At 73.3% G+C, this 14,491-nt stretch carries 14 protein-coding genes and 1 pseudogene (1 of these 15 only partly in view); 11 read left to right on the top strand and 4 right to left on the bottom strand.

Annotated features, from left to right (window positions below; all coding sequences use genetic code 11):
* Positions 1–148 precede the first annotated feature (148 nt).
* From D455_RS0102365 to D455_RS28970, 4 genes and pseudogenes are all read left to right on the top strand, one after another.
* Positions 149–1,099, top strand: a complete 951-nt coding sequence (locus tag D455_RS0102365; RefSeq protein ID WP_017569164.1) for an oxygenase MpaB family protein — start codon at positions 149–151, stop codon at positions 1,097–1,099.
* A gap of 58 nt (positions 1,100–1,157) precedes the next feature.
* Positions 1,158–1,376, top strand: coding sequence for a DUF3099 domain-containing protein (locus D455_RS0102360; protein ID WP_017569163.1), 219 nt, complete (start codon positions 1,158–1,160; stop codon positions 1,374–1,376).
* Positions 1,377–1,467: 91 nt separating this feature from the next.
* Positions 1,468–2,004 carry a GNAT family N-acetyltransferase gene (locus D455_RS0102355; RefSeq protein ID WP_017569162.1) on the top strand — a complete coding sequence of 179 codons (537 nt, stop codon included), beginning with the start codon at positions 1,468–1,470 and terminating at the stop codon, positions 2,002–2,004.
* Positions 2,005–2,188: 184 nt separating this feature from the next.
* Positions 2,189–3,660, top strand: a pseudogene (locus tag D455_RS28970) (aminopeptidase P family protein).
* 84 nt (positions 3,661–3,744) lie between these two features.
* Here D455_RS28970 and D455_RS0102345 read toward each other — a convergent pair.
* Positions 3,745–4,746: a phosphotransferase family protein gene (locus tag D455_RS0102345; protein WP_017569159.1), complete on the bottom strand. Its 1,002-nt coding sequence runs from the start codon at positions 4,744–4,746 to the stop codon at positions 3,745–3,747.
* Positions 4,747–4,946: 200 nt separating this feature from the next.
* On the opposite strand from D455_RS0102345, the gene D455_RS0102340 reads away from it, so the two are divergent.
* The 7 genes from D455_RS0102340 (at position 4,947) to D455_RS0102310 (ending at position 12,810) form a co-directional block, all read left to right on the top strand.
* On the top strand, positions 4,947–5,396 hold the full coding sequence (locus tag D455_RS0102340; RefSeq protein WP_026122241.1) for a hypothetical protein: 450 nt from the start codon (positions 4,947–4,949) through the stop codon (positions 5,394–5,396).
* 206 nt (positions 5,397–5,602) lie between these two features.
* The gene (locus D455_RS0102335; protein ID WP_017569157.1) at positions 5,603–7,090 is read left to right on the top strand and encodes an MDR family MFS transporter; all 1,488 of its coding nucleotides are present in this window, start codon (positions 5,603–5,605) and stop codon (positions 7,088–7,090) included.
* A gap of 197 nt (positions 7,091–7,287) precedes the next feature.
* Entirely contained in the window at positions 7,288–7,848 is a 561-nt protein-coding gene (locus tag D455_RS0102330) for a TIGR03086 family metal-binding protein (protein ID WP_017569156.1), read from the top strand.
* 180 nt (positions 7,849–8,028) lie between these two features.
* Positions 8,029–9,066 carry an NAD(P)-dependent alcohol dehydrogenase gene (locus D455_RS0102325; protein WP_017569155.1) on the top strand — a complete coding sequence of 346 codons (1,038 nt, stop codon included), beginning with the start codon at positions 8,029–8,031 and terminating at the stop codon, positions 9,064–9,066.
* Between the two features lie 161 nt (positions 9,067–9,227).
* Positions 9,228–9,731, top strand: a complete 504-nt coding sequence (locus D455_RS0102320) for a 2Fe-2S iron-sulfur cluster-binding protein (protein WP_017569154.1) — start codon at positions 9,228–9,230, stop codon at positions 9,729–9,731.
* Positions 9,728–10,720: an FAD binding domain-containing protein gene (locus D455_RS0102315; protein ID WP_017569153.1), complete on the top strand. Its 993-nt coding sequence runs from the start codon at positions 9,728–9,730 to the stop codon at positions 10,718–10,720. The genes D455_RS0102320 and D455_RS0102315 overlap by 4 nt, the downstream gene beginning before the upstream one ends.
* The gene (locus D455_RS0102310; protein WP_017569152.1) at positions 10,717–12,810 is read left to right on the top strand and encodes a xanthine dehydrogenase family protein molybdopterin-binding subunit; all 2,094 of its coding nucleotides are present in this window, start codon (positions 10,717–10,719) and stop codon (positions 12,808–12,810) included. Before D455_RS0102315 ends, D455_RS0102310 begins: the two co-directional genes overlap by 4 nt.
* Here the strand turns inward: D455_RS0102310 and D455_RS28965 are convergent.
* From D455_RS28965 to D455_RS0102295, 3 genes are all read right to left on the bottom strand, one after another.
* A complete protein-coding gene (locus D455_RS28965) occupies positions 12,785–13,543 on the bottom strand; it encodes a DUF2071 domain-containing protein (RefSeq protein WP_017569151.1) in 759 nt (252 codons plus the stop codon). The two genes, D455_RS0102310 and D455_RS28965, sit on opposite strands and share 26 nt — an antisense overlap.
* Positions 13,544–13,697: 154 nt before the next feature.
* Positions 13,698–14,108 (bottom strand): hypothetical protein, encoded by a 411-nt coding sequence (locus D455_RS0102300; RefSeq protein WP_026122240.1) that lies wholly within the window; start codon positions 14,106–14,108, stop codon positions 13,698–13,700.
* A 193-nt stretch (positions 14,109–14,301) separates the two neighbouring features.
* Positions 14,302–14,491, bottom strand: the final stretch of a protein-coding gene (locus tag D455_RS0102295) for a manganese catalase family protein (RefSeq protein WP_017569149.1). The gene runs 716 nt beyond the window's last position; the window shows 190 of its 906 coding nt (coding positions 717–906); its start codon lies beyond the right edge, outside the window; it ends in the stop codon at positions 14,302–14,304.

The following is a 14,491-nucleotide window of genomic DNA, read 5'->3' as shown; positions in this document are numbered from 1 at the left end:
GCCCGTCCCGTTCCTCGATTCGCTCAAGCCACGGTCATGGAACGGGCTCGTCGCGGACCCGCCGAAGGCTCGGGGAACACCGGACGTATCGTGGAGACGAGAGTCCGCCACACGGTGCGAGCCCCCTCGCGGCCCCGGAGGAGACCGGATGCAGCCGACCGTCGCCGCCCCCGAGAGCGTCACCTGGAAGATCCACCTGGACCGGTCGATGTGGGTGGCGGGCGTGCGCGCCCTCATGCTCCAGGCCCTGCACCCGGTGGCCATGCAGGGGGTGTGGCAGCGCTCCGACTTTCGCTCCGACCCCACCGGCCGCCTGCTGCGCACCGCCCACTTCGTGGCCGTCACCACCTACGGCAGCCCCGCCGAGGCCGACGCGCTGGGCGAGCGCGTGCGCCGGGTGCACCGCGCGCTGTCCTTCACCGACCCGACCACCGGCCGCCTCCACCGGGTCGACCAGCACGACCTGCTGGTGTGGGTGCACTGCGCGGAGGTCTCCTCCTACCTGGAGAACGCCCACCGGGCGGGGGTCCCGCTGACCGCCCGCGAACTGGACCGCTACGTCGACGAGCAGTCGCACACCGCCACCTACGTGGGCCTGTACCGCGACGACGTGCCGCGCTCGGTCGCCGACCTGCGCCGCTACCTCGCCTCGGTCCGGCCCGCCCTGCGCGCCACCCCCGAAGCCCGCCAGGCCGTACGGTTCCTGCTGTGGCCCAGGGTGCCCGACCACCTGTCCCGACTGGCGCCGCTCAAGCCCCTGTGGTTTCCGGTCGGCGCCCTGTCCTACGCCACCCTGCCCGCATGGGCGCGCCGCGCCTACGGGGTCCTGCCCGAGGTACCCGGCGGGGACGCGGCGGCCACCGCGTCGCTGCGGACCCTGCGCACGCTGCTGAACCAGGTGCCCGAGCGGTACTACAACCTCATCTTCGACGAGGCCACCGTGCGCAGCGCGGAGGAGTCCAGGCAGCGGCTGCTGGAGGCCGGATACGAGATCGAGAACGGACTCAGGGCGCTGCGCGCCCGCACCCGCTTCCGCGCGCCGTCCGCACCGTCCTCCGCGCAGCCCGAGCCGCCCTCCCGGGCGCCCGCCGACGCCTGACCGCGCGGATGGCGCCGGGTAGCGTGGAAGGTACCCGTTGGCTGAGGGGGCTTGGCCGATGAAGCGCCGGGTGCGCCAGTACAGCCTGGTCATGGGTGTGTGCCTGGTCCTGTTCGCGGGTTCGCTGCCCGTCTACCACCTGTTCGGCACCGGGTGGGCGGTGGCCATGTGCGTGGTGGCGTCGTTCCTGCCGCCCGTCGCCGTGACCCTGGGCAACCTCGGCGACCCCGACGATCCGTCCGACCGCGACAACAGGTACGGGCCCAACGCCGACTGACCGGTGGCCGGGTGAGTCAACCCACGTGGTGCCCCCGTCGGTTCCGCGCGTAGTATTCCGGCGGAATCGGGCACCCACGGGGGAGGGACGCGTGACACACACCAGTACCGAGGCCGCCGGGACGGACGGGCACGGTGACGGAATCCGCATGCTGCGCGTGCGCCACGACGATCCCCGCGCGGCGGGGCTGCTCGCCGGTCTGCTGGAGGAGTACACCCGGCGCTACGGCGCCGAGGGCGCGGCCAACGAGTTGGCGCGCTACCCCGTGAGCGAGTTCGCCGCTCCCCACGGGCGCCTGGTGCTGGCCGAGATCGACGGGGAGATCGTCGCCGGAGGGGCCGTGCGCCCCTACAAGCAGGACCGCGCGGCCATGCCCGAGACCGCCGAGTTCAAGCGCGTCTGGACCTCGGACCGCCACCGCCGACGCGGCCTGGCGCGGAGGGTGATGGCCGCCCTGGAGGAGGCCGCCCGCGACCTCGGCTACGCCAGGGTCCTGCTGTTCACCGGGCCCTCCCAGCCCGAGGCCGTGGCCCTGTACGAACGCATCGGCTACCGGTGGGTCGACCCCGCCGACATCGACGACCTGCCCTACCCGTCGGCCATCCCCTTCACGCGCGACCTCGCCTGAGGGCCGGTCCGGGGACGGGCCGCTCCACGGCCGGTCCGCGACCGGGGCACAACGCGGGCCGCCGCGACGTTATGGGGACAGCTATGTCCGCGGAGCGGCCACGTGTTCGAGCTCCCCCGTACGATGGGTGCCCGAGGCCGCCCACCAGCGGTCACGCCGACGAGCCGATGAGGAGATGCACGACGTGAGCGAGCAGCAGCGCCCCCAGGACGAGACGAACGCCCCCGTGTTCAGTCCACGCAAGAACGGGCAGGCGCAGTCGGTCTCCGACGAGCTCGCCGCGTGGATGAGCACCGGCTGGGCCGACACCGAACGGCGCGACCTGGAGCCCGTCGAGCAGGCCGGGCACACCGCCCGCCGCCGCGCCGCGATCAGCGCGGCCTTCCCCGGGGACCGCCTGGTCATCCCGGCCGGACAGCTGCTCACCCGCTCCAACGACACCGAGTACCCGTTCCGGGCGGCCACCAACTACGCCTACCTGACCGGTGACACCTCCGACGGCGGCTGCCTGGTCTTCACCCCCACCGCCGACGGCGGCCACGACGTGGTGCTCTACCTCAAGCCCCGCTCCAACCGCGAGAACGGCGAGTTCTGGCTGGNACCGGCCGCCGCAACAGCCTCTCCGAGGCCGCCGACCTGCTCGGCGTGGCCACCGCCGACGTCACCACCCTCGCCGACGCGCTGCGCTCGGGCGACGCGACCACCCGCATCGTGCGCGGCCACGACGCCGAGCTCGACGCCCTGGTCGACGGGCTGCGCGCCGACGCCGACGAGGAGGCCCGCGCCAAGTACGCCCAGCTCGACGAGGACCTCTCCGTCACGCTGGCCGACCACCGCCTGGTCAAGGACGAGTGGGAGGTCGCCCAGCTCCAGCTGGCCGTGGACGCCACCGTGCGCGGCTTCGGCGACGTCGTCAAGGCGCTGCCGCAGGCCAAGGACACCTCCGAGCGGTTCGTCGAGGGCACGTTCTTCCTGCGCGCCCGCGTGGAGGGCAACGACGTCGGCTACGGCACCATCGCCGCCTCGGGCGCCAACGCCACCACCCTGCACTGGACCCGCAACGACGGTCCGGTACGCGAGGGCGACCTGCTGCTGCTGGACGCGGGCGTGGAGACCACCACCCTGTACACGGCCGACGTCACCCGCACGATGCCGGTGTCGGGCACCTTCACCGACGTCCAGCGCAGGGTCTACGACCTGGTGTACGCCGCCCAGGAGGCCGGTATCGCCGCCGTCGCCCCGGGCAGGCCGTTCGTGGCCTTCCACGAGGCGTCCCAGCGGGTGCTGGCCGAGGGCCTGGTCGAGTGGGGCCTGCTGGAGGGCCCGGTCGACCGCGTGCTGGAGCTGGGCCTCCAGCGCCGGTACACCCTGCACGGCACCGGCCACATGCTGGGCATGGACGTGCACGACTGCGCGGTCTCCCGCCAGGAGGTCCACCTGTACGGGGACCTGAAGCCGGGGATGGTGCTCACCGTCGAGCCGGGCCTGTACTTCCAGCCCGACGACCTGACCGTCCCCGAGGAGCTGCGCGGCATCGGCGTGCGCATCGAGGACGACGTGCTGGTCACCGAGGAGGGCCGCACGGTCATGTCGGCCGGTCTGCCGCGCTCCTCGGACGAGGTGGAGGCCTGGCTGGCCGAGCGCCTGCCGCGCTAGTCTCCCCGAGCGCGTACGGGGCCGTCTCCTCGGAGGCGGCCCCGTTTCCTGGTGCGCTCGGGAACGAGGGAGGGCGGGCGCGGTTCAGACCAGGGGGGAGGCCAGCCGGGCCAGGTCGGCCTCCAGGTGCTCTCCGACGAACGCGCGGACCCGGGCGGCCTCCTCCGGGGCGTGGCCGCGCGGGGTGGGCTCGGTGAACATGACCAGGTACAGGTAGACCCGGTACAGGGCGAGCCTGCGCAGCAGCTCCGGCGTGAAGTCGACGGCGCCCCCGGCCCCGCGGTAGCCCTCCAGGAGGTCGGCGTCGTCGCGGACGTCGCCGAAGAGCGCCAGGGACACCAGTTCGGCCGCCGGATCGCCCCAGAAGGCGCGTTCGGCGTCGATGATCCCCGAGAGCCGCGCCTCGCCCCGCCCGCCCCCGGTGACCAGGACGTTGCCGTCCCACAGGTCGAAGTGCGTGAGCACCGGAACGCGCACCGCCTCCAGGTGGACGAGGTTGGCCGACACCAGCCGCAGGACCTCCGCCCCGCCGCCGGGCAGGGGAACCCCGAACCGGGAGGCGTCGGCCACCACCGCCTCCACCATCGCGCCGAACGCCTCCGGCCAGGTGGACGCGCGTAGTCCGTCCCGCCCCGGATAGCCGAACTCCGTTCCGGTGACGGTGTGCAGGGCCGCCACGGCGCGTCCCAGGTCGCGGCGGACCGCGGCGCGCCGGGCCGGTGCCAGTTCGGCTCCGTCCAGAGGGGTGCCCGGCAGGTGGCTGAGGAACAGGTACTCGCGGCGCGGGTCCCCGGGCACGGTGCCCGGGTGCAGCACCTCGGGCACGAGCGGACCGGCCAGGGGGCGGGACCGCCCGTAGGCCATCGCCTCGGTGGCCATGATCCCGTGTTCGTAGGTGAGCCGCGGACGGTCGGGAGGGGGTGCGAGTTTGAGCACCGACCGGCGGCCGTCGCGCAGGACCACGTCGTACACGGAGTTGTAGGTGCCTCCGGTGAGCACCGCGCGTTCGCGTACACGGGCCTCCTCGCCGAACGCGTCACGCACGAGAGCGTCGAGGAGGGCGTCGTCGGGGGGTGACGGTGGCATGGCCCACACCCTAGTGTCCCGGGCCGTTCGTGCGCCGGTGGTGGGAGGCGGGCGACGCGCGGACCTCCTCGGCCGTCCCGCGGTCCGCGAACGGCCGGGGACCCCGCCGCCGCGGCGAGGTTTCGCGGGGGCCGATCCGGATAGCCGGGAGTCACGAGGAGCCGCGCACGGCGGCCGCCGGAGGGAAGGGAGCCCACGACATGGGCGCATCATCGGCCATGGCCCGGGCCACGGCGCTGGGTCTGGCCACGGGGGCACGCAGCACGCTGGGGAGCGCACCGTTGTGGCCGGTCTCCGGAAAGGTCGGGCGCACGCTCCTGGCGGCGTCCGTCCTGGGGGAGGCCACGGGGGACAAGGTCCCCGGCATCCCCAGCAGGACCGCCGGACCGAGCCTGGCGGCCAGGGCGCTCAGCGCGGGCACCGGTGGGGCACTGCTCGCCAGGGGGCTGGGCACGTCGACCGTCCTGTCCGCCCTGGTCGCCGCGGCCGCGTCCCCGGTCGGCGCCGCCGCGGGAGTCGGGTGGCGGCGGTACTGGAACGGCACCGGGCGCCCCACCTGGCTGGGCGGCGTCATCGAGGACGCCTGCGCGCTCGCGCTCGCACGCACCGCGTGCCGGGGGCTCGGCACCGACGCCTCCGCGCGTGGCTAGGGCACGCGCCCTCACTCCTCTCCGGGCCGCCACGACCCGGGGCGCCTCCGTGCGCGGACGGGACACACTCCGAAGGCTCGCGTCGGTATGCCCCAGAACACACCGCCGTTTCGGGAACGGTCGGCCGCTCTGAGACGTTGGGAGTGCTCTGGGGAGGTTCGCCAAACCCCCAGAAGGCCCCCATCCACCACGACCTGAGGACACCTGTGACCGGGCAGCCCACTCCACCCAAGGCCGACGTCGGTTCGGCCCCACCACACGATGAGAGCACGGAGCGCGCGGGCCGCCTCATCATCCCGCTGCTCCTGGTGTCGGCGTTCGTGGTCATCCTCAACGAGACGATCATGGGCGTGGCCCTGCCCGCGCTCACCAAGGACCTCGGCATCTCCGTCTCCACCGGTCAGTGGCTGACCTCGGCCTTCATGCTCGTGATGGCCGTGGTGATCCCCGCCACCGGTTTCCTGCTCCAGCGCTTCCACGTGCGCCAGGTGTTCATCACGGCGATGACGCTGTTCAGCCTCGGCACGCTGCTGTGCTTCCTGGCCCCGGGCTTCACCTTCCTGCTCCTGGGCCGCGTGGTCCAGGCGATGGGAACGGCCATCATGATGCCCCTGCTCATGACCACCGTGCTGAACATCGTCCCGGCGGACCGCCGAGGCCGCACCATGGGCAACATCTCCATCGTCATGTCCGTGGCACCCGCCGTCGGACCCACCCTGGCGGGCCTCATCCTGAGCGTGCTCGACTGGCGCTGGATGTTCGGCATCGTCCTGCCCGTCGCGATCCTGGGCCTGGTCCTGGGAGCGCTCTTCATCCGCAACGTCACCGAGCCGCGCGCCGCCAGCATCGACCTGCTCTCGCTCCCGCTGTCCGCGCTGGCGTTCGGCGGTCTCGTCTACGGCTTCTCCGGCCTGGGTGAGGGCGAGGCCACCGCCGTGGTGCCGCCGCTGGCCTCGATCGGGGTCGGAGCCGTCGCGCTGGTGCTGTTCGTGTGGCGCCAGTTCCGCCTCCAGAACAGGGACCGCGCCCTGCTCGACCTGCGCGTGTTCGGCTCCAGGCAGTTCTGCGTCTCGATCGGCCTGGTCGTGATCAGCTTCATGGCCCTGTTCGGCACCCTCATCCTGCTGCCGGTCTACATGCAGAACGTCCTGGGCCACGACACGCTCGTCACCGGTCTGGCCCTGCTGCCCGGCGGCCTGGTCATGGGTCTGCTCGCCCCGGTGGTGGGCCGCCTCTACGACCGCCTCGGCCCGCGCCCGCTGGTCATTCCGGGCGCCGCGGTGGTGTCGCTGGTGCTGTGGGGGATGACGCTCCTCGACGCCCAGACGCCGGTCGGCTTCGTCGTCGCCGCGCACGTCGTGCTCAGCGCCGGTCTGGGCTTCATGTTCACACCGCTGCTCACCGGGGCCCTGGGATCGCTCAGGCCCGAGCTGTACTCGCACGGCAGCGCCGTGGTCGGCACCGTGCAGCAGATCGCCGGTGCGGCCGGTACGGCGATCTTCGTCGCGATCATGTCCGCGACATCGGCGGGGCTGCTCACCGACGGGCTCACCCCGGTCAACGCGCAGGCGGGTGGCGTCCACGCCGCCTTCCTGGTCGGCGCGGTCGTCTCGGTCGTGGCCTTCGCCCTGACCTTCTTCGTGCGGCGCTCACCGGCGGGCACCGCGGAGGGCGCTCCGGCCGCCGCGCACTAGACGGCGCCCGGACGCGGGGTTCCGACGGATCCCCGCGACCCGCGCCCACACCCGAACGACCCCTGGCGGCCGCGCACGGTATCCCCGTGCGCGGCCGTCGCCGTTCCCGCACGACCGATCAGTGCGGGCGTGTTCGCCCGTTCCGGCACGGGTAGGAAACGCGCGCAGAACCGCTACTTCCGTTCCGGGGGACACTCATGGCACAACTGATCGACCTGCACGGCACCGCGATGGGGGAGTTCGACCGCCGGGTCCGCGAGGTCAGACTGACGGACTGGGCGCTGCCCACACCCTGCGACGAATGGGACGTGCACGACCTCGTCAACCACCTGACCACCGAACAGCTGTGGGTGCCGCCCCTGCTGGGCGGCGCGCGGGTCGAGGAGGTCGGAGACCGCCTCGACGGCGACAACCTGGGCGAGGAACCCATCACCACCTGGGAGGTGGCCTCCCGGGAGTCCCGCGCCGCCTGGCTCGCCCCCTCCTCCCTGGAGACCACGGTCCACCTGTCCTTCGGTGACGCGTCCGGCGAGCTGTACCTGTGGCAGATGACCTTCGACCTGACGGTGCACGCCTGGGACCTGGCCCGCGCCCTGGGCGCCGACGAACGGCTGGACCCCGACCTGGTCAAGGAGGTCCACGCCTGGGCCAGCGGCCAGGGCTTCGGCCCGGGTCCGATGTTCGACGCGCCCGCCGAGGTCGGCCCCGACACCAGCCTCCAGGACCGCCTCATCGCCCTCACCGGCAGGAAGCCCTGACCGTTCCCGGGAACCGGGCGGAGCCGGCCCTGAGGTCGGACGCCCCACCCAGCCGAACCCTCCGAACGGTCCCGGTCGTCGCGCCCGCGCCCGGTACGGCCCGGAGCGGCCCGGCACGTTTCGTCCGGGCCGCTCCGGAAAGTGCGACTGGGAGGGAGCCGACACACCTCAGGGGCGAGCATGCGTGCGGTACGGGTACACGAGTACGGCGTCCAGCCGACCGTCGACGAGGTCCCCGATCCACGGGTCACAGGTCCGCTGGACGTTCTGGTGCAGGTCAACGCCGCGGGCGTGTGCCGTACCGACCTGCACGTCGTCGAGGGCCAGTGGGCGGACAGGAGCGGGGTCGACCTGCCCTACGTCCTGGGCCACGAGAACGCCGGGACCGTGGTCGAGATCGGCTCGGCCGTCACCAACGTCCTGGTCGGCGACAAGGTGATCCTGCATCCTCTGGTCACGTGCGGGCTGTGCCGTCCCTGTCGCGCGGGCGACGACGTCCACTGCGAGAACTCCGCCTTCCCCGGCATCGACACCGACGGCGGCATGGCCGACCTGCTGCTCACCAACGCCCGCGCCTGCGTCCGGCTCCCCGACGGCCTGGCGCCCGCCGATGTGGCCGCGCTCGCCGACGCCGGACTCACCGCCTACCACGCCGTGCGCAGGGCCGTCCCGCTGCTGTACCCGGGGGCGCACGCGGTACTGCTCGGGGCCGGGGGACTGGGCCACATCGGGATCCAGGTGCTCACCGCGCTCAGCCCCGCCGAACTGACCGTCGTGGACCGTTCGGAGGAGGCGCTGAGCGTGGCCGAGGAGCTCGGCGCCCAGCACACCGTCCTGGCCGACGGGACCCACACCGAGGCGGTCGCCGACATCACCGGCGGCAGGGGCGCGCGGGTGGTGCTCGACTTCGTCGGCGAGGGAGGCACCGAGAAGGAGGGCGTGGCCATGACCCGCGACGCCGGGAGCTACTTCGTGATCGGCTACGGCGGCGCGCTCGACGTCCCCACCATCGACGTCGTCTCCCGGGAGATCTCCGTCGTCGGCAACCTGGTGGGCACCTACAACGACCTGGACGAACTCATGCACCTGGCCGCCCGGGGGCAGGTGCGCCAGCGCACGAGGACCTACCCGCTCGACGCCGCCCCCGACGCCCTCGACGACCTGGAGCACGGGCGGCTGCCGGGGGCCCGGGCGGTCCTGGAACCCGTCGCTGGCTGACCGGACCCCACCGCCTCTCCCCGGGCACCACGCCGTGTCGGCTTCCGGCGATCCCACCGCTGTCACAGACTGTGACGAGCCCCTTGCGCGGTGCGCGACCGACGGGCCCCGGGGGACGGCGGCGCACACGACACGGACCACACGAGAGAAGGGCACTGCCGGTGGAGGCCACCATCACACTGCACGTCGACGGTGAGAAACGCGAGCTCACCGTCGACACACGCACCACCCTGCTGGACGCGCTGCGCGACCGGCTGGGCAACACCTCGCCCAAGAAGGGCTGCGACCACGGCCAGTGCGGGTCGTGCACGGTCCTGCTGGAGGGCCGCCGCGTCGTGTCCTGCCTGACCTTCGCGGTCGCCCACGACGGCGCCACCGTCACCACCGCCGCCGGACTCGCCGGGGAGGACCAACTGCACCCCGTCGCCCGCGCCTTCGTCGACCACGACGGCTTCCAGTGCGGCTACTGCACCCCCGGCCAGGTCTGCTCGGCCGTGGGCATGCTGGAGGAGGCCGGGGCCGACTGGCCCAGCCACGTCACCGAGGACCTCCGTGCGCCCGTCACCCTGGACGACGCCGAGATCCGCGAGCGCATGAGCGGCAACCTGTGCCGCTGCGGCGCCTACGTCAACATCGTCGCCGCGATTCGGGAGGCCTCCCGGTGAAACCCTTCGCCTACACCCGCCCCGCCGAGGCCGCCGACGCCGTCGCCGAGGTCGCGGCCAACCCCGACGCCGCCTACATCGGCGGAGGCACCAACCTGGTCGACCACATGAAACTCGGCATCGCCGAACCCACCTCGCTCGTGGACGTGCGCGACCTGCTCAGCCACCGCGTCGAGAAGCTGCCCGACGGACGGATCCGCGTCGGCGCCGCCGTACCCAACAGCGACCTGGCCGCCCACCCCGAGATCCGCGAGCACTACCCGGTCCTGTCCCAGGCCCTGCTGGCGGGCGCCTCCGGCCAGCTGCGCAACGCCGCCACCACCGGCGGCAACCTCCTCCAACGCACACGGTGCGTGTACTTCCAGAACCGCGCCATGCCCTGCAACAAACGCGAACCCGGCACGGGCTGCGCGGCGATCGAGGGCTACGGCCGCTACAACGCCGTCCTGGGCGCCTCCGAGCACTGCGTGGCCACCCACCCCTCCGACATGGCGGTCGCGCTGACCGCCCTGGGCGCCCAGGTACGGGTGCTGGGCCCCTCGGGGGAACGCACCATCGACCTGCCCGGCCTGCACCGCCTCCCCGGGGACACGCCCCAGCGCGACACCATCCTGGAACACGGTGACCTGATCACCGCCGTCGACCTGCCCCGCCTGCCGCTGGCCGCCCGTTCGGCCTACCGCAAGGTGCGCGACCGCGCCTCCTACGCCTTCGCCCTGGTGTCCGTGGCCGCCGCGCTGCGCGTCGTGGACGGCACCGTCGAGGACGTGCGCGTGGCCTTCGGCGGCCTGGCCCACGCCCCCTGGCGGGCCCACCGCGCCGAGGAGGAGCTGCGCGGGGGACCGGCGACCGAGGAGGCCTTCCGCGACGCGGCCCGGGCCGAGCTCGCCGACGCCGAGACCGGCCCCGGCAACGCCTTCAAGGTTCCCATGGCCGTCAACACCCTCGCCGCGACCCTGCGCGACCTGAGCACCGAGGAGACGTCATGACCAGCACGCTGGAACCGAAGTCCATGGGTCGGCCGCTGACCCGTGTGGAGGGCGCGGACAAGGTCACCGGGCGGGCACCCTACGCCTACGAGCACCCGCTCTCCGACCCCCTGTACCTGCACCCGGTGCTGTCCACGATCCCGCACGGGCGCGTCACCGCGGTCGACACCTCCGGGGCCGAGGCCCTGCCGGGGGTGCACACCGTCCTGACCCCGGGCAACGCCGAACGGCTCGCCGACACCGAGGACCGGGAGTTCGCCGTCCTCCAGTCCGACGAGGTGTCCTTCCACGGCCAGTTCGTCGCCGCGGTCGTCGCCGACACCCCCGAGACCGCCCGTCAGGCGGCCGGACTCGTGAAGGTCGACTACGAACGCCTGTCGCACGACGTGGTGCTGACCGCCGACCACCGGGGCCTGTACCGGCCGGTCGAGGACGCCGACGAGGGGCCGTCCGCCGACACCGCGCAGGGCGACGTCGAGGCGGCACTGGAGCGCGCCGAGGTCGTGGTCGACCACACCTACAGCACGCCCACCGAGCACAACAACCCCATGGAGCCGCACACCACCACGGCCCTGTGGGAGGAGGGAACCGGGCACCTCACCCTGTACGACTCCACCCAGGGCGTGCACGTGGTCCGTGCGTCCGTGGCCACCGTGTTCGGACTCGACCCCGAACGGGTCAGGGTGGTCGCGCCCCACGTGGGCGGCGGCTTCGGCTCCAAGGGGGAGGCGCACGCGCACAACGTCCTGGCCGCGATGGCCGCCCGCGCCCTGCCGGGGCGGCCGGTCAAGTTCGCGCTGACCCGGCAGCAGATGTTCTGCCTGGTGGGCTACCGCACCCCCACCATCCAGCGGGTACGGCTGGGCGCCGACCGCGACGGGCGGCTGGGCGCGGTCTCCCACGACGCCGTGGAACAGACCTCCACCATCAAGGAGTTCACCGAGAACAGCGCGATGTGCTCACGGTGGATGTACGCCGCGCCCCACCGCCGCACCACCCACCGGATCGCCGCCCTGGACGTGCCCGTCAACTTCTGGATGCGCGCCCCCGGAGAATGCCCCGGAACGTACGCGGCCGAGGCCGCCATGGACGAGCTCGCCCACGCCTGCGGCGTCGACCCCGTCGAGCTACGCGCGCTCAACGACCCCGAGACCGACCCCCAGAGCGGCTCCCCGTGGTCGGACCGCCGCCTGGTGCAGTGCCTGCGCGAGGGCGCCGAGCGCTTCGGCTGGCACGGGCGCGACCCCGCGCCCCGCTCCCGCCGCGAAGGGGACTGGCTGGTGGGCACCGGCGTGGCCTCGGCGAGTTACCCGCACATGTTCAACCCCGGTTCGGTGGCCCACGTCCGCCACGACGGCGACGGCCGCTACGAGGTGTCCATCGGCGCGGTGGACATCGGCACCGGAGCCTGGACATCCCTCACCCAGATCGCCGCCGACGCCCTGGGCCGACCCGCCTCCGACATCCGGTTGCGGATCGGCGACACCGCGTTCCCCTCGGCCTCCGTCGCGGGCGGCTCCAGCGGCACCAGCTCCTGGGGGACGGCCATCGTGGCCGCGGCCAGGGCCTTCCGCGACCGGCACGGGGACTCCCCGGAGCCGGGCGCGGAGGCGAGCGCGAGCGCGGCGGAGGACACCGTCGACGAGGGGTACTCGATCTACTCCTTCGGGGCGCACTTCGCGGAGGCGTGGGTCAACGCCGACACCGGTGAGGTCCGGGTGCCGCGTATGTACGGCCTGTTCTCCATCGGGCGGGTGGTCAACCCGCGCACGGTGCGCTCGCAGTTCCTCGGCGGGATGGTCATGGGCCTGTCGATGGCCCTGCATGAGGAGAGCTACCGGGACCCGCGCTACGGCCACATCGCCAACGGCGACTTCGCCGAGTACCACGTCCCCACCAACGCCGACGTGGGCGACCTGCGGGCCGACTGGCTGGACGAGGAGGATCCCCGGGCCACGCCCATGGGATCGCGGGGCGCGGGTGAGATCGGCATCGTCGGCTCACCCGCGGCGGTGGCCAACGCCGTCCACCACGCCACGGGCGTGCGGGTGAGGGACCTGCCGATCACGCCGGACAAGCTCCTGCGCTGACGGCCACCGGCGGAGCGGGGAGCAACGAGGGGCACACACCGGTGTCCACACCTGGCGACCACAGCACCGACACGGGGTCGTGGTCGTCGACGCGCACGCTCGCGGCCTCCAACAGGTCGCCCTCGTACTCCCAGGAGCGCGCGCGGAACAGGGGCCAGGGGCGGTGCGCCACGCGGATCCACCAGGTGGACCCCGCGTGCCGGGTGTGCAGGCCCCACCGCGCGGTGACGAAGCGCTCCAGCGCCGACTCACGCTCCACCCGCTCGCCCACGGTCGCCCGCCACCGCCCCCGGGCCCCGCCCCGGGGCAGGCGGCGGCGCACCGCGCCCGCGTGCGCGTCACCCGCCGAACGCAGGGAGACGTCCGACCACATGTAGGGCAGTCCCGTGAGGGCCCTGGCCGCCAGGACGCCGTGCGCCGCGTCGGCGTCCATGGACAGGAAGACCACGCCCCGGCGGCCGTGGCCGTCCACCGAGTACAGGCGCACGTTGACCTCCTGGAAACCGCCCACGGGGATTCCGCAGGCCTCGGTGGAGGGCACCCGGAAGGCCACGAGTCCGACGTAGGAGGTTCCGTCCAGCACGTCGGGTCGGGTGTGCGCGGGCAGCAGCGGCGTCACCCGCTCGGGCGGAACCGGCCAGTGCGCGAAGACGACGTCGTGCCAGCCCTGCGTGAGCAGGGGCGGCCCGGGCAGGGGAAACGGGTCCGCGGGCGTCGGTCGCCACCGGTTCACGCGTGCTGATTCTCTCTCCACGGGTTCCTCCGCGTCGACGGCCATGGGACGGCATCCGGCCGCCCGAGGAGAGGCCACGCTCGTGCGCGGTTCCGTCGGGGGAGCGGCCCAGGCCAGCGCACCGCTCACGTGGGGGCCCGGAAGGACGACGGACCTACGGTGCCTCCACCCTGGTGAGCACCAGGGACGGCGGTCCGTCCGGATCGGCGCGGAACTCCACCTCCGACCCGCCGCTCGGATAGAGTTGGACGCCGCCGATCCTGCCGAGTCCACCGTCATCGATCGTCAGGTAGACGAAGTCGCTGCTCGTGCCGCTGTCGACGAACTCCCAACTGCCATGGAAGTCGACGGGGTCGGCATCGCCGCCTGTGACCTCCGCCCTCGACACGCCGGTGACGGAGAACGTCCCGTCGGACCCGAGCAGGACCTCGCCGCCGGTCACGTCGTTGCGGTACGTGCCGGGCAGTCCGTCGACGTCGACCGGGCCCATACACCCCGAGGTGAGTACCGCGGAAGCGGCCAGGGCGGCGATGAGCCCTCGTCCACCTGTTCCCATGGCTGTCATGGCCCGAGGTTAACGTGTCCGCCGTCGGCCGCTCGTTCGCCCCCCGACGACGGACACCCCGTCCAGGTCGAGCGGCGGCGTCGCCTCGTGGGGCGGTGTCCGTGGCCCCCCGCCCGACTGCTCTGTCCGGTCTGTCCGGAGAACGGGGACGACCGCCCCGAAGCGCGGTGACGCTCAGATCCCAGACCCCGGACTACTCCAGGGTGTGCTTGATCTTGCCCATGACGCCCTCGTTCTTGGTCGCCTGGGAGGCGCCCTTCTCCGAGCCCTCACCGCTGGGCCCGCCGTCGGTCCCGTACAGCGCGGGGTCCGGCGGCGGCGCGGAGGCCGGACCGCCGAGCGGCTGGGGCTGGTCGAGGTAGCGCAGCTCGTGCTGGCCGTCG

It is taken from the genome of Nocardiopsis halotolerans DSM 44410, assembly GCF_000341065.1.
GTDB lineage: Bacteria > Actinomycetota > Actinomycetes > Streptosporangiales > Streptosporangiaceae > Nocardiopsis > Nocardiopsis halotolerans.
The sequence above is the reverse complement of the archived record's forward strand: the minus strand, read 5'-3'. Positions and strand labels throughout refer to the sequence as shown.

Excerpts from the sequence above, each read along its gene's own strand:
- D455_RS0102365 (WP_017569164.1), top strand. The coding sequence starts at position 149 with ATGCAGCCGACCGTCGCCGCCCCCGAGAGCGTCACCTGGAAGATCCAC.
- D455_RS0102360 (WP_017569163.1), top strand. The coding sequence starts at position 1,158 with ATGAAGCGCCGGGTGCGCCAGTACAGCCTGGTCATGGGTGTGTGCCTG.
- D455_RS0102345 (WP_017569159.1), bottom strand. The coding sequence starts at position 4,746 with ATGCCACCGTCACCCCCCGACGACGCCCTCCTCGACGCTCTCGTGCGT.
- D455_RS0102340 (WP_026122241.1), top strand. The coding sequence starts at position 4,947 with ATGGGCGCATCATCGGCCATGGCCCGGGCCACGGCGCTGGGTCTGGCC.
- D455_RS0102330 (WP_017569156.1), top strand. The coding sequence starts at position 7,288 with ATGGCACAACTGATCGACCTGCACGGCACCGCGATGGGGGAGTTCGAC.
- D455_RS0102325 (WP_017569155.1), top strand. The coding sequence starts at position 8,029 with ATGCGTGCGGTACGGGTACACGAGTACGGCGTCCAGCCGACCGTCGAC.
- D455_RS0102310 (WP_017569152.1), top strand. The coding sequence starts at position 10,717 with ATGACCAGCACGCTGGAACCGAAGTCCATGGGTCGGCCGCTGACCCGT.
- D455_RS0102300 (WP_026122240.1), bottom strand. The coding sequence starts at position 14,108 with ATGACAGCCATGGGAACAGGTGGACGAGGGCTCATCGCCGCCCTGGCC.